The organism is Gluconacetobacter liquefaciens (assembly GCF_003350405.1).
In the GTDB taxonomy this organism is placed as follows: Bacteria; Pseudomonadota; Alphaproteobacteria; order Acetobacterales; family Acetobacteraceae; genus Gluconacetobacter; species Gluconacetobacter liquefaciens.
Window position 1 is genome coordinate 96,710 of sequence record NZ_QQAW01000009.1, and the last position, 23,155, is coordinate 119,864.

At 65.3% G+C, this 23,155-nt stretch carries 25 protein-coding genes; 18 read left to right on the top strand and 7 right to left on the bottom strand.

Going from position 1 to position 23,155, the window contains the following annotated elements:
- Positions 1-22: 22 nt before the first annotated feature.
- The gene (locus tag C7453_RS14765) at positions 23-1,441 is read right to left on the bottom strand and encodes a helix-turn-helix domain-containing protein (protein WP_141288867.1); all 1,419 of its coding nucleotides are present in this window, start codon (positions 1,439-1,441) and stop codon (positions 23-25) included.
- A 271-nt stretch (positions 1,442-1,712) separates the two neighbouring features.
- Here C7453_RS14765 and pdhA point away from each other — a divergent pair, with 271 nt between their 5' ends.
- The 7 genes from pdhA (at position 1,713) to C7453_RS14800 (ending at position 8,889) form a co-directional block, all read left to right on the top strand.
- A complete protein-coding gene (gene pdhA, locus C7453_RS14770; protein WP_114728439.1) occupies positions 1,713-2,738 on the top strand; it encodes a pyruvate dehydrogenase (acetyl-transferring) E1 component subunit alpha in 1,026 nt (341 codons plus the stop codon).
- A 3-nt stretch (positions 2,739-2,741) separates the two neighbouring features.
- Entirely contained in the window at positions 2,742-4,076 is a 1,335-nt protein-coding gene (locus C7453_RS14775; protein WP_114728345.1) for a pyruvate dehydrogenase complex E1 component subunit beta, read from the top strand.
- A 12-nt stretch (positions 4,077-4,088) separates the two neighbouring features.
- Positions 4,089-5,357 (top strand): pyruvate dehydrogenase complex dihydrolipoamide acetyltransferase, encoded by a 1,269-nt coding sequence (locus C7453_RS14780; RefSeq protein WP_114728346.1) that lies wholly within the window; start codon positions 4,089-4,091, stop codon positions 5,355-5,357.
- A gap of 71 nt (positions 5,358-5,428) precedes the next feature.
- Positions 5,429-6,838 carry a dihydrolipoyl dehydrogenase gene (gene lpdA, locus C7453_RS14785; protein ID WP_114728348.1) on the top strand — a complete coding sequence of 470 codons (1,410 nt, stop codon included), beginning with the start codon at positions 5,429-5,431 and terminating at the stop codon, positions 6,836-6,838.
- Positions 6,839-6,965: 127 nt separating this feature from the next.
- Positions 6,966-7,955: a lipoyl synthase gene (gene lipA / locus C7453_RS14790; RefSeq protein WP_114728350.1), complete on the top strand. Its 990-nt coding sequence runs from the start codon at positions 6,966-6,968 to the stop codon at positions 7,953-7,955.
- Positions 7,955-8,452, top strand: a complete 498-nt coding sequence (locus C7453_RS14795; RefSeq protein ID WP_114728352.1) for a type II toxin-antitoxin system RatA family toxin — start codon at positions 7,955-7,957, stop codon at positions 8,450-8,452. The genes lipA and C7453_RS14795 overlap by 1 nt, the downstream gene beginning before the upstream one ends.
- Positions 8,453-8,550: 98 nt before the next feature.
- Entirely contained in the window at positions 8,551-8,889 is a 339-nt protein-coding gene (locus C7453_RS14800; protein ID WP_141288869.1) for a hypothetical protein, read from the top strand.
- 58 nt (positions 8,890-8,947) lie between these two features.
- Here C7453_RS14800 and C7453_RS14805 read toward each other — a convergent pair whose 3' ends face one another.
- From C7453_RS14805 to C7453_RS14820, 4 genes are read right to left on the bottom strand one after another with little or no spacing between them, the layout of a single operon-like run.
- The gene (locus C7453_RS14805; RefSeq protein ID WP_114728441.1) at positions 8,948-9,445 is read right to left on the bottom strand and encodes a CinA family protein; all 498 of its coding nucleotides are present in this window, start codon (positions 9,443-9,445) and stop codon (positions 8,948-8,950) included.
- A 28-nt stretch (positions 9,446-9,473) separates the two neighbouring features.
- Positions 9,474-9,953 (bottom strand): phosphatidylglycerophosphatase A family protein, encoded by a 480-nt coding sequence (locus tag C7453_RS14810; RefSeq protein ID WP_114728356.1) that lies wholly within the window; start codon positions 9,951-9,953, stop codon positions 9,474-9,476.
- A complete protein-coding gene (locus C7453_RS14815; protein WP_245949065.1) occupies positions 9,950-11,971 on the bottom strand; it encodes a lytic transglycosylase domain-containing protein in 2,022 nt (673 codons plus the stop codon). Before C7453_RS14815 ends, C7453_RS14810 begins: the two co-directional genes overlap by 4 nt.
- A 33-nt stretch (positions 11,972-12,004) precedes the next feature.
- Positions 12,005-12,595: a YjbE family putative metal transport protein gene (locus C7453_RS14820; protein WP_114728445.1), complete on the bottom strand. Its 591-nt coding sequence runs from the start codon at positions 12,593-12,595 to the stop codon at positions 12,005-12,007.
- 235 nt (positions 12,596-12,830) lie between these two features.
- Here C7453_RS14820 and purB point away from each other — a divergent pair, with 235 nt between their 5' ends.
- From purB to C7453_RS14870, 10 genes are all read left to right on the top strand, one after another.
- The gene (purB, locus tag C7453_RS14825; protein WP_114728358.1) at positions 12,831-14,186 is read left to right on the top strand and encodes an adenylosuccinate lyase; all 1,356 of its coding nucleotides are present in this window, start codon (positions 12,831-12,833) and stop codon (positions 14,184-14,186) included.
- A gap of 24 nt (positions 14,187-14,210) precedes the next feature.
- Positions 14,211-14,942, top strand: coding sequence for an NRDE family protein (locus C7453_RS14830; RefSeq protein WP_114728360.1), 732 nt, complete (start codon positions 14,211-14,213; stop codon positions 14,940-14,942).
- Between the two features lie 156 nt (positions 14,943-15,098).
- A complete protein-coding gene (gene purC / locus C7453_RS14835) occupies positions 15,099-15,863 on the top strand; it encodes a phosphoribosylaminoimidazolesuccinocarboxamide synthase (RefSeq protein WP_114728362.1) in 765 nt (254 codons plus the stop codon).
- The gene (gene purS / locus C7453_RS14840; protein WP_114728364.1) at positions 15,860-16,102 is read left to right on the top strand and encodes a phosphoribosylformylglycinamidine synthase subunit PurS; all 243 of its coding nucleotides are present in this window, start codon (positions 15,860-15,862) and stop codon (positions 16,100-16,102) included. The genes purC and purS overlap by 4 nt, the downstream gene beginning before the upstream one ends.
- Positions 16,099-16,476 (top strand): Rap1a/Tai family immunity protein, encoded by a 378-nt coding sequence (locus C7453_RS14845; protein WP_114728366.1) that lies wholly within the window; start codon positions 16,099-16,101, stop codon positions 16,474-16,476. The genes purS and C7453_RS14845 overlap by 4 nt, the downstream gene beginning before the upstream one ends.
- On the top strand, positions 16,473-17,174 hold the full coding sequence (gene purQ, locus C7453_RS14850) for a phosphoribosylformylglycinamidine synthase subunit PurQ (protein ID WP_114728368.1): 702 nt from the start codon (positions 16,473-16,475) through the stop codon (positions 17,172-17,174). Before C7453_RS14845 ends, purQ begins: the two co-directional genes overlap by 4 nt.
- Positions 17,171-19,384, top strand: a complete 2,214-nt coding sequence (purL, locus tag C7453_RS14855; RefSeq protein ID WP_114728370.1) for a phosphoribosylformylglycinamidine synthase subunit PurL — start codon at positions 17,171-17,173, stop codon at positions 19,382-19,384. The genes purQ and purL overlap by 4 nt, the downstream gene beginning before the upstream one ends.
- 28 nt (positions 19,385-19,412) lie before the next feature.
- Positions 19,413-19,646, top strand: coding sequence for a BolA family protein (locus tag C7453_RS14860; protein ID WP_114728372.1), 234 nt, complete (start codon positions 19,413-19,415; stop codon positions 19,644-19,646).
- 58 nt (positions 19,647-19,704) lie between these two features.
- Positions 19,705-20,040 (top strand): Grx4 family monothiol glutaredoxin, encoded by a 336-nt coding sequence (grxD, locus tag C7453_RS14865; RefSeq protein ID WP_114728374.1) that lies wholly within the window; start codon positions 19,705-19,707, stop codon positions 20,038-20,040.
- A 191-nt stretch (positions 20,041-20,231) separates the two neighbouring features.
- A complete protein-coding gene (locus C7453_RS14870) occupies positions 20,232-20,513 on the top strand; it encodes a hypothetical protein (RefSeq protein ID WP_114728376.1) in 282 nt (93 codons plus the stop codon).
- A 38-nt stretch (positions 20,514-20,551) separates the two neighbouring features.
- On the opposite strand, the gene C7453_RS14875 is transcribed toward C7453_RS14870, so the two are convergent.
- On the bottom strand, positions 20,552-20,971 hold the full coding sequence (locus tag C7453_RS14875) for a YraN family protein (protein WP_114728378.1): 420 nt from the start codon (positions 20,969-20,971) through the stop codon (positions 20,552-20,554).
- A 97-nt stretch (positions 20,972-21,068) separates the two neighbouring features.
- Here C7453_RS14875 and cls point away from each other — a divergent pair, with 97 nt between their 5' ends.
- Positions 21,069-22,484: a cardiolipin synthase gene (gene cls, locus C7453_RS14880; RefSeq protein WP_114728380.1), complete on the top strand. Its 1,416-nt coding sequence runs from the start codon at positions 21,069-21,071 to the stop codon at positions 22,482-22,484.
- On the opposite strand, the gene C7453_RS14885 is transcribed toward cls, so the two are convergent.
- Positions 22,475-23,110, bottom strand: a complete 636-nt coding sequence (locus C7453_RS14885) for an endonuclease/exonuclease/phosphatase family protein (protein ID WP_245949069.1) — start codon at positions 23,108-23,110, stop codon at positions 22,475-22,477. The two genes, cls and C7453_RS14885, sit on opposite strands and share 10 nt — an antisense overlap.
- Between the last annotated feature and the right edge of the window lie 45 nt (positions 23,111-23,155).

Genomic DNA, 23,155 nt, shown 5'->3' on the forward strand with positions numbered 1-23,155 from the left:
CCGTCCCTATGAGACCGCCTGGTCAGGCGTTTGCCGCCGGCTGAAAGAAGAAACCGCTCTGCGGCATCGCGCGATGTTCGCAATCGGCACGGACGCATGAGCGGCAGCCGGGGCCGATCGAGATGAATGTGCGCGGATCGTGCAGGTTGAGCATCGACGAATAGACAACTTCGTCCGCATGGGCGACGGAACAGCCCAGGACGATCGCGCGTTTCGGCTGGCGGTCGAAGAATGACTGAGGGTGGGGGAGGACGGCCCGCGCCACGCTGATGAACAGGCCGCCTTCGGTATCCTGCGAAATCTGGATGATCAGCTTGCCGGCGGCGGAGAAGCTTTCGAAGACGTTCCAGCGTGGGCACAACGCCCCGAAACGGGCGCGGCTGAAACGGTTGGCGCTGTAGCTTTTCAGTACATTCCCCGCCACATCCGCCTTGATGAAGTAGAAGGGAACCCCTTCCGCGCCCGGACGCTGGAGGGACGAGAGCCGCTGGCATACCTGCTCGTAACTGGCCGAGAAGGTCGTTTGCAGGTAATCGATATCATGCTTGAACGCCTTGGCTTTCGCCGCGAACAATTCATAGGGCATCATGAGCCCGCCCGCGAAATAATTGGCCATTGCGGCGCGGGCGATCGAACGGGTGTTCTCGTCGGACAGGAGCGGGTGACGGGCGGCTTCGTCGATCAGCGTGGAATATCCCAGATGGGCGATCAGCCGGGCCATGCAGAATGTCCGGGTCGGGCCGGACAGGCCAGGGACGAAGCGGGCGGTTTTTTCGGTGCTGTCGAAATGGCAGGGGCTGCTGTTGGCGATGACGGGCTCGATGGTCGTCGTGGAGACCGTGACGCCGAAGCGATCGCGAAGATGGCGTTCCAGCCCTGTTCCGATCGTGTCGGTATCCAGCCGGGCGGTTTCGTACAATTGTTCGGCAGTACGGTCGAGCGTGTCGAAATAGTTTCGTTCAGCCTGCACCCAGTCGCCGACGATCTCGTAGGCCGAGGAGAGTTTGGACCATGCCGAGGCGCGCTCGGCTTCCGTCCGTTTGTCGGGCTGACTCTCGGTGCCCTGTTCGTGCATGGTTCTGACCGAACGATAGAGTTCGAGAAACATCTTCACGAAAGCGGGATTGTCCCTGATAGCGCCATGAATCTCGCGTTCCGGCAGCGAGGACCGGAACATCGGGTCGCTGGATGCCTCCCGCAGAAGCCGGAGCATCCGGATTTCACCGTCATCGCCGAAATAGCTCGGGGCGACGGAGAACATGTCGCATAGCGCCATCAGCAACCGGCTAGGGACCGGTTTGGCGTTGTTTTCGATCTGATTGAGGTAACTGGCGGAAATGGCCAGGCGCTGGGCCATCATCCTCTGCGAGATCGCATTCGCGGTGCGCAGCGCGCGCACCCTGTTGCCGCAGAACATCTTTCGGCCGCTGCTGTCGCTCACGTTCACTCCGTTTACCAAATGCGCTCGGTTTGTTTCCGACCCTACACCTCTTTCCGCCTTTGAGGACGGCTTTCAGCACGATAAAAAGGTAATGAAAATCGTAAATCTGCCGTCGGATTCCGCCATTGCCGTCGCAGGTCGGTTTATCGGGAAAACCGCACGCCCGATCCGTAAACACGGCAAATTGAGTGAACACCATCTGACCGGAGCGCCAGAGAGCGGGGACATCATCCCGTTCCGGCGTCGCGGTGCGCAAAAAGGGAGAAAAATCATGGACGATAAAAAACCGTCCGGCACTGACGCGGGCGTTTTCGCCCCCGACCGGAATAATGCGATCTTCACCACGGACGAACTGAAGCACGCCTTTTACGACATGGTGCTGATCCGCCGGTTCGAGGAACGCGCCGGCCAATTGTACGGCATGGGCCTGATCGGCGGCTTCTGTCATCTGTATATCGGCCAGGAAGCCGTGGTCGTCGGCATCCAGATGGAGCTGAAGCAGGGCGACAAGCTTATTACCTCCTACCGCGACCATGGTCAGATGCTGGCCGCCGGGATGGACCCGCGTGGCGTCATGGCCGAGCTGACCGGGCGCGAGGGTGGCTATTCCCGCGGCAAGGGCGGGTCGATGCACATGTTCTCGCGCGAGAAGAATTTCTATGGCGGGCACGGGATCGTCGGCGCGCAGGTCGCGCTCGGGATCGGGTTGGCCTTCGCAAACAAATATCGCGGTACCGACGAGGTTTCGATCGCCTATTTCGGCGAGGGAGCATCCAACCAGGGCCAGGTCTATGAGAGCTTCAATCTGGCGGCGCTGCACAAGCTGCCCTGCGTGTTCGTGATCGAGAACAACCATTACGGCATGGGCACCAGCGTCGAGCGGGCCTCGGCCTCGAAGGCGTTGTGGCGCAATGGCGAGCCCTGGGGGATTCCGGGGCGCAAGGTCGACGGCATGGACGTGGAAGCCGTGCGGCAGGCGGCGCGGGAGGCGGTCGAATATTGCCGTGCCGGCAAGGGGCCGTTCCTGCTGGAAATGGCCACTTATCGCTATCGCGGCCATTCCATGTCCGACCCGGCGAAATATCGTCCGCGCAGCGAGGTGGACGAGATGCGCAAGAACCACGACCCGATCGACCGGGTGCGTCGTGAATTGCTGTCCGTCGGTGTCGATGAGGCGGAACTGAAAGCGATCGAGGACAAGGTGAAGGCAATTGTGGTCGATGCGGCCGATTTCGCGCAGAGCAGCCCGGAACCCGATCCGTCGGAACTGTGGACCGATGTGCTGGTGGAGGGCTGAACGATGACCACGCAGATCCTGATGCCTGCCCTGTCGCCGACCATGACCGAGGGCAAACTGGCCCGCTGGCTGAAGACGCCCGGTGACCATATCGCCGCCGGTGACGTGATCGCCGAGATCGAGACCGACAAGGCGACGATGGAAGTCGAAGCCGTCGATGAAGGAACGCTGGGCGACATCCTGGTGCCGGAAGGTACGGAGCATGTCGCGGTGAATACGCCGATCGCGAACCTGCAATCGGACGGTGCGGAAGCCGCGCCGGCCACCAAGGCCGCTGCTCCGGCCGCGCCGCAGGCCGCTCCAACCTCGGCCCAGGCCGCGCCGGCTACACCGACGGTCGCGCCCGAAAAGGAATGGGGCGAGGCGGTCGAGATCACGGTGCGCGAAGCCCTGCGCGACGCCATGGCCGCCGAACTGCGGCGGGATGAGGACGTGTTCCTGATCGGCGAGGAAGTCGCGCAATACCAGGGGGCCTACAAGGTCTCGCAGGGGTTGCTGGACGAATTCGGCGAGAAGCGCGTGATCGACACGCCGATCACCGAACATGGCTTTACCGGCATGGCTGTCGGCGCTGCGCTGACGGGGCTGAAGCCCATTGTGGAATTCATGACCATGAATTTCGCGATGCAGGCGATCGACCACATCATCAATTCAGCGGCCAAGACGCGCTACATGTCGGGCGGACAGATTTCCTGCCCGATCGTCTTCCGTGGCCCAAATGGTGCCGCCGCCCGTGTGGGCGCCCAGCATTCGCAATGCTATGCGAGCTGGTACGGCCATGTGCCGGGCCTGAAGGTGGTGGCGCCCTGGTCGTCGGCCGATGCCAAGGGGCTGCTGCGGGCCGCGATCCGCGATCCGAACCCGGTGATCGTGCTGGAAAACGAGATCCTGTACGGCCAGAAATTCCCGTGCCCGGTCGATGATGATTTCATCCTGCCGATCGGCCGCGCCAAGATCGAGCGCGAGGGGACGGACGTCACCATCGTCGCCTTCTCGATCATGGTCGGCACCGCGCTGGAAGCCGCCGCGATTCTGGCCGAGCAGGGGATTTCGGCCGAAGTGATCAATCTGCGGACCATCCGCCCGCTGGATACCGAGACGATCGTCGCCAGCGTGAAGAAGACCAGCCGCCTCGTTTGCGTCGAGGAAGGCTGGCCCTTTGCCGGGATCGGCGCGGAAGTGGCGATGCAGGTCATCGAACATGCGTTCGATTATCTCGATGCACCGCCTGCGCGGGTCGCCGGGGCCGATGTGCCGATGCCCTTCGCCGCAAATCTGGAAAAGCTGGCCCTCCCGAACCCGACCTGGGTGGTGGATGCGGTCCGCAAGCTGGTCTGAGGAACGCGCGCCATGTCCGTGAACATCCTGATGCCGGCTTTATCGCCGACCATGACCGAGGGCAAACTGGCCCGTTGGCTGAAGAAGGAAGGCGAGGCTATCGCCTCTGGCGACGTGATCGCCGAGATCGAGACCGACAAGGCGACGATGGAGGTCGAAGCCGTCGATGAGGGGACGCTGGGTCGTATCCTGGTCGAGGCCGGGACCGAAGGCGTTAAGGTGAATGCGCCGATCGCCATTCTGGTGGCGGACGGTGAGGCGGTGCCCGATGGGGCGCCGACCGCCGCGGCACCGGAAGCGGCTTCTACCGCCCCTGCGGCGTCGCCGGTCGTGGCATCGGCTAAGTCGGCAGCCGCGCCGGCTCCTGCTCCGGCTGCCGAGGCCGCGCCCAAGGCGGGGCGGGTCTTTGCTTCACCGCTTGCTCGACGTATCGCGGCCCAGAAGGGTGTCGATCTGGTTACGGTGAAGGGCAGTGGCCCGAATGGCCGCATCGTGCGCCGCGATGTCGAGGCGGCTGTGGCCGCGCCGGTTGCCGCGCCGGCTGCTCCCAAGGTCGTGCCGCAGTCGACGCCGACGATCGACGTGCCGCATACGGCGGTGCCGAATTCTTCGGTGCGCAAGGTCATCGCCCGCCGGCTGACCGAGGCGAAATCGACTATTCCGCATTTCTACGTCGCCATGGACGTGGAACTGGATGCGTTGCTGGCCCTGCGCGCTCAGCTCAATGCGTCCTCGCCAGCCGAAGGGCCGGGGGCGTTCAAGCTGTCGGTCAACGACCTGCTGATCAAGGCTGTTGCCGTCACGCTGCGGCGGGTGCCGAAGGTCAATGCGTCCTACACCGAGGACGCGACCATCCTGTATGACGATGTCGATGTCTCGGTCGCGGTGTCGGTGCCCGATGGGCTGATCACGCCGATCATCCGCAATGCCGACCGCAAGTCGCTGAGCCAGATCAGCAACGAGGCGAAGGAGCTGATCGCCCGTGCTCGCGCCGGCAAGCTGAAGCCGCAGGAATTCCAGGGCGGTTCGTTCTCGATCTCGAACATGGGCATGTATGGGGTCAAGGAATTCTCGGCCATCATCAATCCGCCGCAGGCCGCCATTCTGGCCATCGCGGCGGGCGAGAAGCGGGCGGTGGTGAAGGGCGATGCGCTCGCGATCGCCACCGTCATGACGGTAACGCTGTCGGTCGATCATCGCGTGGTCGACGGCGCCCTGGCAGCCGAATGGGTCGCTGCCTTCCGCTCGGTGGTCGAATCGCCGCTTAGCCTCGTCGTCTGAACCGCTGTGGCCCGGCTTGTCCGGGCCACGGGCTTTTCTGCACCGGCATCCTGCTCCGGGAACGTACATCAATGAACAAGACAGAATTCGATCTCGTCGTCGTCGGCGGCGGTCCCGGCGGGTATGTCGCCGCGATTCGCGCCGCCCAGCTTGGGCTCAAGGCCGCAGTGGTCGAGGCCAATCATCTGGGCGGAATCTGCCTCAACTGGGGCTGCATCCCGACCAAGGCGCTGCTGCGCGCGTCCGAGATCAATCACCTGCTGCACCATCTGGGCGAATTCGGCTTCGCGGCCGACAATGTGCGGTTCGACCTGCAAAAGGTGGTCAAGCGTTCGCGCCAGGTGGCCGGCCAGCTTTCCTCTGGCGTCGGGCATCTGCTGAAGAAGAACAAGGTCACGGTCTTCGACGGGTTCGGGGCGCTGGCGGGCAAGGATGGCAGTCGCCGCCTGCTGTCCGTGACCAAGGACGGCAAGCCCGTTGCGACGCTGAGTGCGCAGAACATCATCCTGGCGACCGGTGCGCGGGCCCGCGTGCTGCCGGGGCTGGAGCCTGACGGCAAGCTGATCTGGTCCTATCGCGAGGCGATGGTGCCGACCGAAATGCCGAAATCGCTGCTGGTGATCGGCTCCGGCGCGATCGGTATCGAGTTCGCCTCGTTCTATCGCAACATGGGCGCCGAGGTGACGGTCGTCGAAGTGCTGGACCGCATCCTGCCGGTCGAGGACGAGGAAATCAGCGCGCTGGCGCACAAGGCGTTCGTCAAGCAGGGCATGACGATCCTGACGGGGGCCAAGCTCGGCCCGATCACCAAGGGCGCCAATAATGTGAGCCTGTCGGTCGAAGCCGGCGGCAAGACGCACGCCATTACCGTGGACCGCGTGATTTCGGCGGTGGGCATTGTGGGCAATGTCGAGAATCTCGGCCTGGAAGGCACTGCCGTCACCGTTGAGCGGACGCATGTGAAGGTCGATGCGACATGCTTCACCGGTGAGCCGGGCATCTATGCCATCGGCGATCTGGCCGGCCCGCCATGGCTGGCGCACAAGGCGAGCCATGAAGGGGTGATGTGCGTGGAGGCGATCGCCGGGCGGCATGTCCACCCGATCGACCCGCTGAATATCCCCGGCTGCACCTATTGCCGGCCGCAGATCGCCTCGGTCGGTCTGACCGAGGCCCGCGCCAAGGAGGCCGGGCACAAGGTGCGCGTCGGCCGCTTCCCGTTCATCGGCAATGGCAAGGCGATTGCGATGGGCGAGCCAGAGGGGCTGGTCAAGACGGTGTTCGACGCCGAAACCGGCGAATTGCTGGGCGCGCACATGATCGGTGCCGAGGTGACGGAAATGATCCAGGGCTATGTCATTGCCCGTACATCGGAACTGACCGATGCGGAACTTAAGGAAACGGTCTTTCCGCATCCCACCATCTCGGAAGCGATGCATGAGGCGGTGCTGGCAGCCTATGACGGGGCGCTGCACATCTGAATGGAGAAGCCGGGAGGCTGCTCCAGAGCTTTTGATCGCCGGCGCGCGGGGAGGGGGGATGTTTGCTTGACGCGCCCCCCGCGACGTTCCACTTCTGGCTGTCTGTCTGCTTTATGGGTTCTGCCTTATGTCCACGCGCGTGGTGATCGACCATAGAAAAGGCGGTGCGCTGCTCCGTCATCCCGAGAAGGCGCATCGGCCGGACAACCCCATCGCCCGCAAGCCGGACTGGATCCGCGTCAAGGCGCCCAATCATCCGGTCTATCACGAGACCCGTGCCCTGATGCGCGAGCAGAAGCTGGTGACGGTGTGCGAGGAAGCGGCGTGCCCGAATATCGGCGAATGCTGGTCGCAGCGCCACGCCACCATGATGATCATGGGCGAGATCTGCACCCGTGCCTGCGCCTTCTGCAACGTCACCACCGGGATGCCCAACCCGCTGGATGACGGCGAGCCGGAGCGCGTGGGCGAAGCCGTGGCCAAGCTGGGCCTCCGCCATGTCGTCATTACCTCGGTCGATCGCGACGATCTGCCCGATGGCGGGGCCGCGCATTTTGCCCGCGTCATCGGCGCGGTGCGCGCGGCGTCGCCCACGACCACGATCGAGATCCTGACCCCGGATTTCCTGCGCAAGCCGGCGTCGTTGGAAGTGGTCGTGGCGGCGCGCCCGGATGTGTTCAACCATAATCTGGAAACCGTGCCGCGGCTGTACACCTCCATCCGCCCCGGCGCGCGCTATTATCAGTCACTGCGGCTGCTGGATGACGTGAAGCGCCATGACCCGTCGATCTTCACCAAATCCGGTCTGATGGTCGGGCTGGGTGAAGAACGGCCCGAGATCCTGCAGGTGATGGACGATCTGCGGGTGGCGGATGTCGATTTCATCACGCTGGGCCAGTATCTTCAGCCGACGGTGAAGCATGCGCCGGTCAAGCATTTCGTGACGCCGGACGAATTCGCCGATTATGCCGCGATGGCGCGGGCCAAGGGGTTCCTGCAAGTGAGCGCCTCGCCGCTGACCCGGTCCTCGTACCATGCCGATTCCGACTTCGCCGAACTGCGCGCGGCGCGCGAGGCGAAGCTGGCGGCGGTACGCAGCGGGGCGGAGAGCGTCTGATGCCGACGCATGCGGAACGTCGCCTGATTGCCTATGCGCCGGAGCAGTTGTTCGACCTGGTGGCCGATGTCGGCAAATATCCGCAATTCCTGCCCTGGTGCGCCGCCGCGCGGGTGCGCACCCGCACCGAGACCGAACTGGTGGCCGATCTGACGATCGGCTTCGGTCCGTTCCGCGAGACGTTTACCAGCCGCGTGGACCTCGAACATCCCACGCGCATCCGCGTGCGCTATGAAAGAGGGCCGTTCCGTTACCTGAACAATGTCTGGACCTTTACGCCGGACCCACGGGGTTGCCTGGTCGATTTCTTCGTCGATTTCGAGTTCCGCTCGCGCCTGTTGCAGGCGGCGATCGGGGTGGTGTTCAACGAGGCCGTGCGCTTGATGGTCTCGGCCTTCATCCGGCGGGCGCGTGATATCTATGGGCCGCCGCCCGCGACCGAGAAGCCATTGGCGCAGCCCACGAATGCGCAGCCAGCCGGAACCGGAGGTGCCTGAAGGACGTTGGCATTGGCGCAAGGTGGTATGATGGCCCCGGGCCGTCATGACGCCGCGTGCCCGCATGTGGGCGCGTCCCAGCCTTTGGAGGAACGATCGTGATGAAATTGTCTTTCGGTCCGATGATTGTCGCCGCAGCCCTGGTTGTCGGTACGCCGGTCCTCGCGGAGCCTTACCACCACCATCATCATCACCATAAAGACCATCAGGAAGCGGCCACGGGATCGTCCACGACCGATGATCTGAACGCCAAGAGCCTCGCCACCGCCCGCGCCGGCAATCCGCCGCCACCCGAGGCGTCGGTCCCGCCCGGCGCCGTTCCGTCCGGGGTCGTTCCTCCTGGCACTGAGCCTACCGCAACCGTTCCTGCGGGAACCGGGACGATTTCGCCGCCTACCCCGTCGGCGCCCACGATGCCGGAGCGTTCGCCGCAGTAAGCCTGGCCATCCAGACAGGCATTTCGGTCCGGCCTTGAGGGTCGGGCCGGAACGATTTTCATGTGGCGTCCGTCAGTTCCGTCAGCAGGTCCAAAGCCTGTTCGACGGCCTGTCGGCGAATGGTTTCCCGATCGCCGGTGAAGTGGCGGGAGACGGTGCTGCCTTCGCCGTCGCGGCGGATGGCCCCGAACCAGACCAGCCCGACCGGTTTTTCCGCCGAACCGCCGCCTGGGCCGGCAATGCCGGTAATGGAGACCGCGAGATCGGCATCCGGTGCGTGGGCCAGCGCTCCCCGCGCCATGGACGCCGCGACTTCGGCGCTGACCGCCCCGTGACGGGCCAGCAGCGTCGGCGGAACGCCCAGCAGCGCGGTTTTCATCGCGTTCGAGTAGGTGACGAATCCGCCTTCGATCATCTCCGATGATCCCGCGTGATGGGTCAGTGCGGCGGCGACCAGTCCGCCGGTGCAGCTTTCAGCGGTGACGGCCCGCACGCCAGCGTGGCGCATCCGGTCCAGCACATCCGCCGCCTGGGCCAATAATGTTTCGTTCAGCATGGACGTCATGAGGCACCCCACGAGGCTTTCAGGCCATGACGATCAGCATCCGCGCGGTTGCGAGAAGCAGGGCCGCGATGATGCCGGCCACGATATCGTCGCCCATGATGCCGATTGCATCATGTCGCCGGTCGAACCAGCCGACGGGACCGGGCTTGGTGATGTCGAACAGCCTGAACAGCGCGAAAGCGAGCAGCAGCCAGAGGATATCGAGCCGGTCGAGCCATAGCGGGTCCACCGGCATGGGGCCAAACGTCAGCGGGAACATCGCGATCCACATGCCCGCGACTTCATCGATCACGATCCACTGATGGTCCTCGCCATCGCTGACCCGCGCCGTCGCCATATAGCCAATCGCACAGCAGAGCAGGATCGCCACGCCCATGACGAAAGGGTGGGGCAGGAACAGCAGGCCGAAGACGAGCGCCGCCAGGGAACCGACCGTCCCCGGTGCGACGGGCGAAAAGCCGCAGCCACCGAAACTGGCGACAAGGCGGGCAGGGGTCATGGAGAAGCCTCCGATCCGGGTCCGGAGGCCAGGGCCTGGTAGACGGCCAGGTTTTCCTCCACGCGCTGGATATAGCTGCGGGTTTCGGCAAACGGAATGCTCTCGATCCAGTCGAGCATGGCGGTGGGCGTGGGGTCGGCATGCGCAGGGTCGCCAACCGAGGCCAGCCACTGGTCAGTGCGGTGCGGCCCGGCATTGTAGGCCGCCAGGACATAGGGAATCGCTCCGTCGAACTTGCGCATCAGCCGGGAGAGATAAGCGGTGCCGATTCGCATGTTCAGCCTCGGGTCGGTGAGGCTGGCACCAGTCACCGTGCCGGTCGCCAGGCCAGCCCAACGCGACACGTCCCGCGCCGCGCCCGGCAGAAGCTGCATCAGCCCGTAGGCCCCAGCCGGACTGACGATGCCGGGATCGAAACTGCTTTCCTGCCGGATCACCGCCATGACGAAGCCAGCAGGCAATTCCTCCGGGAGAGTGGCCCGGAACGGCGTTGGCCAGCCGAGCGGCAGGAGCGCGATTCCGTCACGGCCCGCGCGGCGGGTAATCGCCACCGCCACGTCGGGCATGCCCAGCCGCACCGCGAGCATCGCGGCGAGGGCATGGCCGACGGCATTATCCTGACGCGAATCCTGCAACAGCAGGAAGTCGCGCGCATGGGGCAGGTCGCCCTGGGCAGCCAGAAGCCGGGCCGCCTGCACCAGATCGCTGGCCTCGAAACGGTGCATGTCGTCGTTGGTCCACGTCGGCATGGGCACGCTGTCCAGCCGGTCGCGAACCAGCGCGCCGGAGCGTTCGGGAAATAGCAGGGGACTGGCCGCGTCCCCATCCAGTCGCGACAGCGCCATCTGGCCGTAGAAGGTGCCGGGCATGGCGGCGGCCTGCTGCCATGCTGTGCGCGCGCCCTTGGTGTCGCCGGCCTCCTCCAGCGCGCGACCGGTCCAGTACAGGCCGCGACTGCGTTTGATCAGTGCGCGGGAGGTGCAGAGTGATCGGAACCGTTCCGCGGCACGTTTCGGGTCGTGCAGACGGCGCAGCAGAATCCAGCCGGCCAGGAAATCGGCATCGTTCCGGGCGGCCAGGCTCATGTCGCTGGTCGTGACCGCCAGAGACAGCGCTTCCTGATCGCGGCCGGCCAGCAGCATTTCATGCGCCAGCGAATCCCGTTCGCTCCAGAAGGAGGGCAGGGGCATGCGCCTCTCGGCCGCGAGGCCGGATTGCGGCCAGAGGGCGGCGGCCTCGTCGGCCTGTCCCGTTCGCCGCAGCCAGCGCAGCCGGTCCAGGATCAGGATCGGGTCATCGGCCTGCGAGGGTGGTACGGTCGCCAGCGCGGACATTCCGGCGGACGCGCCGGAATCGGGCCGGGCGGTTCGCAAGGCAAGCCGGGCCAGCGCCAGCGCCCGCCGCGCCAGGGGCAACCGGGCGGCCTGCCTGCGAGCGGCATCCGCATGGCCGTTCAGTTCCTGGCGGTTGAACCGTTGCCACTGGTCGTCTTCCGTGAACGCGGAGCCGAAGACTGCCAGAAACGGGCCCTCATCGGTCGCCCGGTCGTTTCCCGCCACCCAGGCCTGTCGGGCATGGGCCATCAGGCCGGGCGGTGGCGCAGGCAGGCGGGCGCAGGCCACCAGAGCGGGGGCGGAGGTGAGCGGCAGCGTGGTGCAGGCCCGTGCCAGGGCGCCGTCATCGACGGGGGCCTGTGCCATCAGGCTCTGGACGCGGTCCAGCATCGCCGCGCGACGGGGCCACGTCGGCTGCTGGTCGAGGAAGGCCAGATAGTCGCTGATGCTCCCGCCTTCGGGAGAGAGGAGATGCAGGTAGGTCTCGACCCGTGCCGCCACGTCGCCCGACGCCGGAGACAGGGTGGGTGCGGCGGCCATGTCGCTGGCGATATCACGGGCGGTAGCGGGGGAAGACAGGCAGGAGAGGACCATCCACGCCGCGATGCCCGCGACGCGCGCAAGACCGCCCCAGGAGCGCGATGGAACGCGACGCTGGGCGGGTGGCGTAGCGAATGGCGGCATGGTGGGCCTCATGTCAGCAGGCGTGGCGCACGATCATGACACGACGTGCCAGATTTCGCCGCCGCCCTTGATGATCAGTTCGATCGCCACACCCAGCACGATCAGCAGCCCGATCCAGGCGATCCAGCGGAACCGTTCCAGCAGCCGTGCGATCAGCGAGGCCGCGAGGGCCATCATCAGGACCGAGACCGCCAGGCCGGAGATCAGCACCCACAGATGCTCGCCGGCCGCGCCGGCGACGGCCAGTACGTTGTCGAGGCTCATCGACAGGTCGGCGACGATGATGCGGATGATGGCGGAACGCAGCGCGCCGGGCGGCGCCTCATCGGAGGTCGCGGGGGCTTCTTGGTGGCGCAGTTCGCGGAACATGCGCCAGCAGACCCACAACAGCAGAATGCCGCCGGCGAGGGTCAGGCCGATGATGGCCAGTAACTGGACGGCGACGATCGCCAGGCAGACGCGAATGATCGCGGCTGCCGCGACGCCGGCCAGGATGGCGCGCCCCCGGAGGGGATGCGGCAGGCCGCGCACGGCCAGGCCGATCACCACGGCGTTGTCGCCCGCCAGGGTCAGGTCGATCAGAATGACCTGCAACAGCGAGGCCAGCGCGGAGAGGGTGAAGATGGTCTCGCTCCCGATAGAGAATAATCCGTCGGCCTGTCGGCCGGTGCCGCGTGATGTTGACCATTCCCGTTGCAACCGGGCAAGGGCTCTGCCGCTTTCGAAGGAAGACGTGGCGCGGGAAATCGGCTAAAGGGGCAGCCCCGTCCCCGGAGCAGATGTCGATCGATCCGGGATTGCTGCATGACGTGACGATGCCGCCCATTGGCATCTGGTCGAAGAGAGAAAGCCGAGCACGATGGTTCCGCGTTATACCCGTCCCGCCATGGCCGCCATCTGGGCCCCCGAGAACCGGTACCGGATCTGGTTCGAAATCGAGGCTCTGGCGTGCGAAGCCATGGCGCAGTACGGCGGCGTGCCGGCGGAGGCCGCGCGTGTGGTGCGCGAGAAGGGCGATGCCGCCATGGCCGCCTTCTCGCAGGCCGATCTGGACCGCATCGATGAGATCGAGGCCGAGACGCGTCATGACGTCATCGCCTTCCTGACCTGGCTGGCCGAGAAGATCGGGCCGGAAAGCCGGTTCGTGCATCTGGGCATGACGTCGTCGGACGTGCTGGATACCTGCCTGTCGGTGCAACTGGTCCAGGCGACCGACATGCTGCTGGCGGATCTGGATGCGGTGCTGGAGGCGCTGAAGCGCCGCGCGTTCGAGCATAAATACACGCTGACCATCGGCCGCAGCCACGCGATCCATGCCGAGCCGACCTCGTTCGGCCTAAAACTGGCCGGCCATTACGCCGAATTCGCCCGCAATCGCGAGCGGCTGGTGCGTGCCCGCGCCGAAATCGCTACCTGCGCCATTTCCGGCGCGGTGGGTACCTACGCCCACGTCGATCCGCGCGTCGAGACCTTCGTGGCCGAGAAGCTGGGGCTGGAACCCGAGGGCGTTTCGACCCAGGTGATTCCCCGTGACCGCCATGCCGCCTATTTCTGCACGCTCGCGGTCATCGCCAGCGGCATCGAGCGGCTGGCGATCGAAGTGCGCCATCTTCAGCGTTCGGAAGTGCGCGAGGCCGAGGAATTCTTCCATCCGGGCCAGAAGGGCTCGTCGGCGATGCCGCACAAGCGTAACCCGGTGCTGTCGGAAAACCTGACCGGACTGGCGCGACTGGTGCGTGCCCATGTCATCCCGGCGCTGGAGAATGTGGCGCTGTGGCACGAGCGCGACATCAGCCACTCGTCGGTCGAGCGCAATATCTGCCCCGACGGCACAATCGGGCTGGATTTCGCGCTGGCTCGCCTGGCCGGCATGATGGAGAAGCTGGTGATCTATCCGGATCGCATGTTGGCCAACCTGGAAAGCCTGGGCGGTGTCGTGCATTCCGGCGAGGTGCTGCTGGCGCTGGCGCGGGCCGGCATCCTGCGCGAGGACGCCTACCGGATCGTCCAGCGCAATGCCATGGCGACATGGACCAGACTGGGCGAGCCCGATGGCCGTACGTTCCGCGAAAACCTGGATGCCGACCCCGAAGTGGCGGGCCGCGTGCCGGCCGAGGTGCTGGATGCGGCGATGAACAGCGATTCCCATCTGGGTGCGCTGGATCACAGCTATACCCGCGTCTTCGGCGAAGCCGGCCCGGCGCGCGCCGGCTGAGGCACAGGAGCAGCCAGAGCCCGTATGTGTACGATCGTCCTGTCCTTTGCCCCCGGCGCCCCCTGGCCCCTGCTGTTCGGCGCCAACCGTGACGAACGGCTGGACCGCATATGGGACGCGCCCGGCCGCCACTGGCCGGATCGGCCCATGGTGGTCGGCGGACGGGACAGGCTGGCCGGCGGGTCTTGGCTGGCCCTGAACGATGCGGGCGTCGTTGCCGGCGTGATGAATCGGGTGGGTAGTCTGGGCCCGGCGCCGGGCAAACGTTCGCGCGGCGAATTGCCCCTGCTGGCGCTGGAACATGCCACGGCGGCCGAGGCGGCGCGGGCCATCGGCAACCTGGATGCCGGGGCGTGGCGGTCGTTCAACATGATGGTGGCCGACCGCGACAACGCCTATTTCATCTCCGGTCTCGGCTATGCCACGCCGGAGGTCAGGGCGCTGGAACCCGGCACGCACATGGCCGCGACGACCGAGCCCGACGATATGTCGATCCCGCGGATCGGCCGGCACCTGCCACGCTTCCGCGAAGCCGAGCGCCCTGTGCCGCCGGATTGGACGAACTGGACGCGCCTGCTCTCCGACCGTTCGCTACCGGCCGGAAGCGAACTGAACATTCCGCCGCGCGCGGGATTCGGCACATGCAGTTCATCGGTCATCGGCCTGCCGGCCGATCCGGCCGCCACGCCGTCCTGGCATTTCGCAGCCGGCGCGCCGGACCGCGTGGGCTATGCGGCGGTGGATCTCTCCGCCTGAGCGACCGGCGGCACCGTCATGGCGTGCCGTCAAGGGAATAGTATCTTCCGCGACCAATCATTGCTATGAGGCAGTCGCATTCCGGGGGCCTCACGGGGCTCCCATATCGGAGGACATGCAGCCCATGCCCTCCATCAGCCGCATGTAAGGACGAGTATGGCCCGCCGTCGTCAGCTCTACGAAGGAAAAGCCAAGATCCTCTTCGAGGGTCCGGAACCTGGGACGCTGGTCCAGTATTTTAAGGATGATGCCACGGCCGGAAACGGGGCGAAGAAGGGGATCATCACCGGCAAGGGCGTGCTGAACAACCGTATCAGCGAGCATCTGATGATGCGCCTGCACGATATCGGCATTCCGACCCATTTCATCCGCCGCCTGAACATGCGCGAGCAGTTGATTCGTGAAGTCGAGATCATTCCGCTGGAAGTCGTGGTGCGCAACGTCGCCGCCGGCAGCCTGGCCAAGCGGCTGGGCATTCCCGAGGGCACGCGCCTGCCGCGCACGATCATCGAATATTACTACAAGAACGACAGCCTGAACGACCCGATGGTCAGCGAAGAGCATATCACGGCCTTCGACTGGGCCAGTGTTCATGATCTGGACGACATGGTTGCGCTGACCATGCGCACCAACGATTTCCTGACCGGGCTGTTCGTCGGCATCGGGATCACGCTGGTCGATTTCAAGCTCGAGTTCGGCCGGCTGTGGGAAGGCGACGAGATGCGCATCGTCCTGGCGGACGAAATCTCGCCCGACAATTGCCGTCTGTGGGACGCGAAGACCAGCGAGAAGCTGGACAAGGACCGCTTCCGGCGCGACCTGGGCCGTGTCGAGGAAGCATATCAGGAAGTGGCCTGGCGGCTCGGCATCCTGCCCGAGGCCACGAATTCCGACATGAAGGGGCCGGAGGTGATGCAATGAAAGTACGCGTGACGGTCATGCTGAAGGACGGCGTGCTGGACCCGCAGGGCAAGGCCGTGGGCCATGCGCTGCATGTGCTGGGCTTCGGTGGTGTGGGCGAGGTCAGGATCGGCCGCGTGATCGAACTGGAACTGGACGAGACCGACCCCGCCGCGGCGCGCGAGAAAGCCGATGCCATGGCGCGCGGCCTGCTGGCCAATCTGGTGATCGAGGATTTTGTGACCGAGGTGGTGGCATGAGCGCCCGTCGTTCCATTCTGCTGGTCGCCGCCCTGGCGGCTGGCCTGCCGGCGTCGGCCATGGCCCAGCGCGTCTCGAATTTGCAGGGTGGGCGGTTCCTGGAACTGTGCAGCCGCGCCCCCAGCGTTGCGATCTGCGATGCCTACCTCTCCGGCCTGGCCGACTCTGTTGCTCTGACGCATGTCTATGACCGCAACGAAGGCGACAAGACCGCGCCGACCGGCTTCTGCATCAAGGCTGGCGTAACCAGCGCCGAGATGCGCGGGCATGTCGTCTCCTGGCTGCGTGGCCATACCGACCAGTTGTCCAAGCCTGTCGGAGAACTGACCTTTACCGCCCTTCATGAGGCCTATCCCTGCGGTGGCGGCAAATGAAGGCCGGAATCGTCGTCTTTCCGGGCACGAACCGGGAACGTGACATGGCGATCGCGCTGAGGGTCGTGACCGGACGCGAGCCGGTGATGATCTGGCATGGCGAAACCGATCTGCCGGACCTTGATCTCGTGGTGCTGCCCGGCGGGTTCAGCTACGGCGATTACCTGCGCTGCGGCGCCATGGCCGCGCATGCGCCGATCATGGCCCCGATCCGCCGCTTTGCCGAGGCTGGCGGCCATATTCTGGGTGTGTGCAACGGCTTTCAGATCCTGACGGAAGCCGGTCTGCTGCCGGGAGCGCTGCTGCGCAATGGCGCGCTGCGCTTCCTGTCGCAGGATTGCCATCTGCGGGTCGAGCGTGATGATACGCCCTTTACCCGTCGCTGGAAGACGGGCGACGTGTTCCGCGCCCCCATGGCGCATGGCGATGGCAACTATATCGCCGACGACGCGACGATCCGCGAGTTGGAAGACAGCGGCCGCGTCGCATTCCGCTACGCGCGACCCGACGGTCGCATCGATGAGAGCGATGCGCAGACCAATCCCAATGGCAGCATCAAGGCAATTGCCGGCGTGCTCAGTGCCAATCTGCGTATCTGCGGCATGATGCCGCACCCCGAGGATCTGGTGGACCCGCTGATGGGCGGCGAAGATGGAAAGCCCCTGTTCGAAGGGCTGGTGGAGGCTCTGGTCCGATGAGCAGCGCAACGGGGCAGAAGCCCGTCGACGAAGCCCTGGCACGGGAATTCGGGCTGACGGCCGAAGAATACGGCAATGTGCTCTCGATCATGGGGCGCACGCCCAGCCTGACCGAACTGGGCATCTTTTCCGTCATGTGGTCGGAACATTGTTCCTATAAATCCTCGCGCGTGTGGCTGCGTACGCTACCGACGACGGCACCGTGGGTGATCCATGGCCCTGGCGAGAATGCGGGCGTGGTCGATATCGGGCAGGGACTGGCCGCCATCTTCAAGATGGAAAGCCATAACCATCCGTCGTTCATCGAGCCCTATCAGGGTGCTGCGACCGGTGTGGGCGGAATCCTGCGCGACGTATTCACTATGGGCGCGCGTCCGGTAGCCAATCTCAATGCGCTGCGGTTCGGCAGTCCGGAAAACCCGCAGACCCGCCGCATCGTCGATGGCGTGGTGCGTGGCATCGGCGGATACGGCAACTGCGTCGGCGTGCCGACCGTGGGCGGGGAAATCAATTTCCATCCGGCCTATGACGGCAATCCGCTAGTCAATGCCATGACGGTGGGCATTGCCCGCCAGGATCGCATCTTCCTCTCCGCCGCCGCCGGAATCGGCAATCCGGTGGTCTATGTCGGCTCCAAGACCGGGCGTGACGGTATCCATGGCGCCACCATGTCGTCGTCCGAGTTCGACGAGGACGCGCTGGCCAAGCGCCCGACCGTGCAGGTCGGCGACCCGTTCGTGGAAAAGCTGCTGATCGAGGCGTGCCTGGAACTGATGGCCACCGACGCGATCGTTGCGATTCAGGACATGGGCGCGGCCGGCCTGACCTCGTCCTCGGTCGAGATGGCGGGCAAGGGCGGCGTGGGGATCGACCTCGACCTCGACGCCGTGCCGCAGCGCGAGCGCGGGATGACCGCCTACGAGATGATGCTCTCCGAAAGCCAGGAGCGCATGCTGATCGTCGTGCATCCGGACAAGACGGAACTCGCCCGCGCGATCTTCGAGAAGTGGGAACTGGATTTCGCGATCATCGGCCATCTGACCGATACCGGCCATATCGTCGTGCGCCATCAGGGGCGCGTCGAAGCCGATATCCCGCTGGACCCACTGGCCGACCAGGCGCCGCTCTATCGTCGCCCGACCGCGCCGTCGCCCGAGCCCGCGCCGCTGGGCCAGATTACCGACCCGGTCGGGATCGAGCAGGCGCTCATCCGGCTGATCGGCTGCCCGGACCTGGCCTCCCGCGCCTGGGTGTGGAACCAGTACGACAGCACCGTGGGTGGCCAGACCGTCAAGCGGCCGGGTGCCGCCGACGCCGCGATCGTCAAGGTCGAGGGCACGTCGCTGGGTCTGGCGCTGACCACGGACTGCACGCCGCGCTATTGCCGGGCGGATGCCCGGCAGGGCGGGGCGCAGGCGGTGGCCGAGGCGTGGCGCAACATCGTGGCGACCGGTGCGCGTCCGCTGGCCGTGACCGACAACCTGAATTTCGGTTCGCCGGAAAAGCCCGAGGTGATGGGGCAGTTCGTCGCCGCCATCGAAGGCATGGGCGAGGCGTGTCGTGTGCTGGATTTCCCGGTCGTGAGCGGCAATGTCTCGCTTTACAACGAAACCCGCGCGCCCGACGGTTCGTCGGTCTCGATCCTGCCGACGCCGGCCATCGGTGGCCTGGGCGTGCTGGAGGATGTGAACCGTGCCATCGGCCTGGCCATGCCGGCTGAAGGCACGCTGGTGCTGGTGGGTGCCACCCGTGGTGAACTCGGCCAGTCGCTGTGGCTGCGCGAGATCCATGGGCGCGAAGACGGTGCCCCGCCGACGATGGATCTGGCAGCGGAACGCCGGAACGGCGATTTCGTCCGCCAGCAGATCGAAGCCGGTCATGTCCTGGCGTGCCATGACGTGTCGGACGGCGGCATTCTGGTCGCACTGGCCGAGATGGCCATGGTGGGTGAGGCCGGGTGCATCCTCTCGGCGCCGCAATCGGGCATGCGGCCCGAGGCGTTCTGGTTCGGCGAAGACCAGTCACGATATGTTGTGGCGGTGCGCGACGCCGAGGCCTTTACCGTTGCCGCGACATCGGCCGGTGTGGAAACACGGACCCTCGGCCAGGTGGGGGGAGACGGTTTGACTTTGCCCAGCGGCGCCACAATATCGAAGGCGCGGATGAAAGCGGTCAATTCGGCATTTTTCCCCGCCCTGATGGACGATTGAGCGACCTGGTCGCGAAGGAGGAACGCCGATGGCAATGACGGCACAGGAGATTGAAACCTATATCCGCACCGCCCTGCCGGATGCTTCGATCAGTATCGAAGACCTGGCAGGGGACGGCGATCATTATGCTTGCACCGTCGTCAGCGAGTCCTTCCGAGGGCTGTCGCGCGTTCGCCAGCATCAGATCGTCTATGCGGCGCTTCAAGGGCATATGGGTGGCAAACTGCATGCCCTGGCCCTGCAAACCACCGCGCCGGACTGAAACAAGCGCCCCCATTGCGCGGTCGCCCCCGGCCGCCTACTGCACAGGACTGAACAATATGGCTGAAACCATCGCGCAGCGCATCCAGAACGATATCGATACCAACCCGGTCATGCTGTACATGAAAGGGACCGCCCTGTTCCCGCAATGCGGCTTCTCGGCCCGCGTGGTGCAGATCCTGAACCATACCGGGGTTCCGTTCCAGACCGCCAATGTGCTGGAAGACCCGGAACTGCGCCAGGGAATCAAGGATTTCACGAACTGGCCGACGGTGCCGCAGCTTTATGTGAAGGGCGAATTCGTCGGTGGCTGCGATATCGTGACCGAAATGTTCCAGACCGGCGAACTGGAAAAGCTGTTCGAGGAAAAGGGGATCGTATCGGCCTCGGCCTGATCCCTTCGTTCATCGCGATCTGAAGAACGGGCCGGTCGGTGTGACCAGCCCGTTTTTTATAGTGGAACCGTGCCCTTTCCCTTGTCGTCCACCCCGCCTTTCGTTTAGCTTTTCCTGATATGGTTGGTGTGAGGTGATGGATGTTCCAGGCTCTATTCAGGAAAACCGCGTTCGGCGCATTCGGAGCTGGAATGTTCCTGCTTGTTGCCCCCCCTCATGCCGCACAGGCCCATGTGGTGACGAATGATGAAGCCGGGCGGCTGACTCTGGATGCCCTGACCGCGATCCCCGCGCCGGTGCGGCATGTCGCCTATCGCCATGATGCGCGTGTTGTGCATGTGGCCTCGATCAGCGACCGCCATTCGGCTCATGCAACCGTCCGCTCGCGCGGCCTGGTTCATAATGTTGTCTATCATCCCCATGCCGCAGCCTCTGTCCGGCGTCCGGCCCATAAAGGGCGTCAGCGTACCTGATCCGGGCTACGCCCATCCGTCGCGGATGGCCGGGGCGCCTATGCTTCCGGCCTGAAGGCGTCGACGATGTGGTGTACAGTTCCGTCGGCGGTGACCAGCAGGACATCGAAACGCATCTGTCCGCACACCCAGTCGGGATGCGCGGCGCACAATGCCGTGGCCGCGTTCGCCAGTCGGCGCATCTGATGACGGGTCAGGCTTTCCGCCGCCTCGACGTAAGAGGGGCGGCATTTGACCTCGCAAAAGGCCAGCAGGTCGTCCTGACGGGCGACCAGGTCGATCTCTCCCCAACGCGTGCGGGCCCGATGGCCCAGGATCGTCCACCCGCCCTTCAGCAGCCAGGCCATGGCAGCCTGTTCGGCTTGCAGGCCGCGTACATGCGATGCCGCGCCGCGGACCTGCCTTCGGGTACGCAAGCCGGCCGAGAGTTGATCCTTGCCCCATTCCGGCTGCACCATCAATCGTCCTGACCCTCTCTCCGCGTCGGCTTGAACTGTGCCCCGCAGCGCCCGATTCGACAACGCCGCCGCCCATCATCATGGATCGAACTGACGCATGCTGATCGTGTACTGGCAAACCGTTCTTCTGCTGGTGTTTCTATCCCGGATTGCGGTTGCGGCCCTGGTGACGGTGCATGTGCTGCTGCACAAGAAGGATGTCGGCGCCGCGATCGGGTGGATCGGCATTACCATCCTGATGCCGTTCACCGGCGGCACATTGTACGCGATGTTCGGCATCAATCGCGTCCATCGTCGGGCGCGCAAGCTGATCGGGCGGGCCTCCTGGCACAGCCGCACGCTCTCCTCCCGCTGGAAGCGCGCCGAAGAGGGCAGCTTCGCCCCGCTGGCGCATATGGTGGGCAAGCTGACCGGGCGACCGCTGATGGGCGGCAACCATGTCGAGATGCTGCATAACGGGGACGAGGTCTATCCACAGATGCTGGCGGCGATCGAAGGCGCCACCAGCAGCGTGCTGCTCTGTTCCTACATCTTTCGCGGCGATGCGGCCGGTGCGCGGTTCCTGGCCGCGCTGATCGGCGCCCATCGGCGTGGCGTCGCGGTGCGGGTGCTGGTGGACGGGATCGGCAGCGGCTATTTCCGCTGCCCCGTCGCGGCCGCGCTGCGCCGGGAGGGGGTGCCGGTGGCGCGCTTCATGCATTCGATGCTGCCGTGGCGCATGCCCTTCATCAATATGCGCAACCATAAGAAGATTTTGGTGGTCGATGGGCATCTGGGCTTCATGGGCGGGCTGAACATCGGAGTAGAGAATCTGATGGCGACTCATCCCCGCCACCCGGTGGCGGATACGCATTTCCGGCTGGAAGGCCCGGTCGTCCATCAACTGACCGAAGCCTTCGCGCGGGACTGGTCCTTTGCCTGGGGCGAAGACCTGCCACTTTCGCTCTTCCCCGAAGTCACATGGAAGGGCGACACGCTGGCGCGGATCGTGACGGCGGGGCCGGATTCCGACCTGGAGAAGATCGAATACACCATGCTCCAGGCGATCACGCTGGCCCGGCAGTCGGTGCGGTTGATGACACCCTATTTCCTGCCCAGCGAACGGTTTCTCAGTGAGCTGGCGCTGGCGGCCCTGCGCGGGATCGAGGTCGATATCGTAGTGCCGCGACACAGCAACCACACGCTGATCGACTGGGCGCGCGCGGCCAACCTGCCGCGCTTTCTCGATTCGGGCTGTCGTGTCTGGCAGGCACGGCCGCCCTTCAACCATTCCAAGCTGATGGTGGTGGACCGGCACTGGACCTGCGTGGGCAGCTCCAACCTTGACGTGCGCAGCCTGCGCCTGAATTTCGAAATCAATCTGGAAGCCTATGACGATGCCCTGGCGGCGCGGATCGACGATTTCATCGTCGTGCACCGTCATGATCGCCTGACCCATTACGATCTGGACCGCCGGACGCTGCCGATCCGCCTGCGCGATGCGGCGGCCCGGCTGTTGCTGCCCTATCTGTGAGCCGAGCGTTCCAGCCGCACCGCGATGGGCCGGTGGTCCGAGGCATAATGGTTGAGCACCCGCGCCTGGGTGCAGATCAGGCCGCGCACCAGGCAGCGGTCGATCCGGATCGGCACCATGTCGACCATCCTGTGGGTGGGCGCGCGGGGGCCGACATCGCGGAAGCTCGGCATCAGGGTCGGGCCGACCAGATTGAAATCTCCCAGCACGGCGGCGTGTGAGGGCAGGATCTGGACCAGCCGGCGCAACTGGCGGCGGTTCATGATCTGGCCGTGCGACAGATGGACGTTTGCCACCGAGAAACCGAACGCCGCGCATTCGATCACCTGCGCGACCCGGCGCACCAGCGGGCCGGAAGGCAGGGTGCAGGCCAGCGGCGGGCGCCGGAACGGGCCGGGGCTCCAGCATGCGACGCCGTGAATGCGGCCGGGCAGGGGCGCGCGGGCGTAATATCCGCCGATCAGGTGGGGCAGGGCATCGAAATCCTCGGTCGCTTCCTGCATCAGCAGCAGGTCCGGCCGTTCCTCCTCGATCAGGTGAATGACATCACGCGGGGTGGCGCCGACACGGCGCAGCAGGTTCCAACTGACGATCTTGCGTTCCGACCCGATGACTGGCGCGGGCATATGGGCCGGGCGCGGACTTTGCCCGGGACGCGGGGGCAGCAGCGG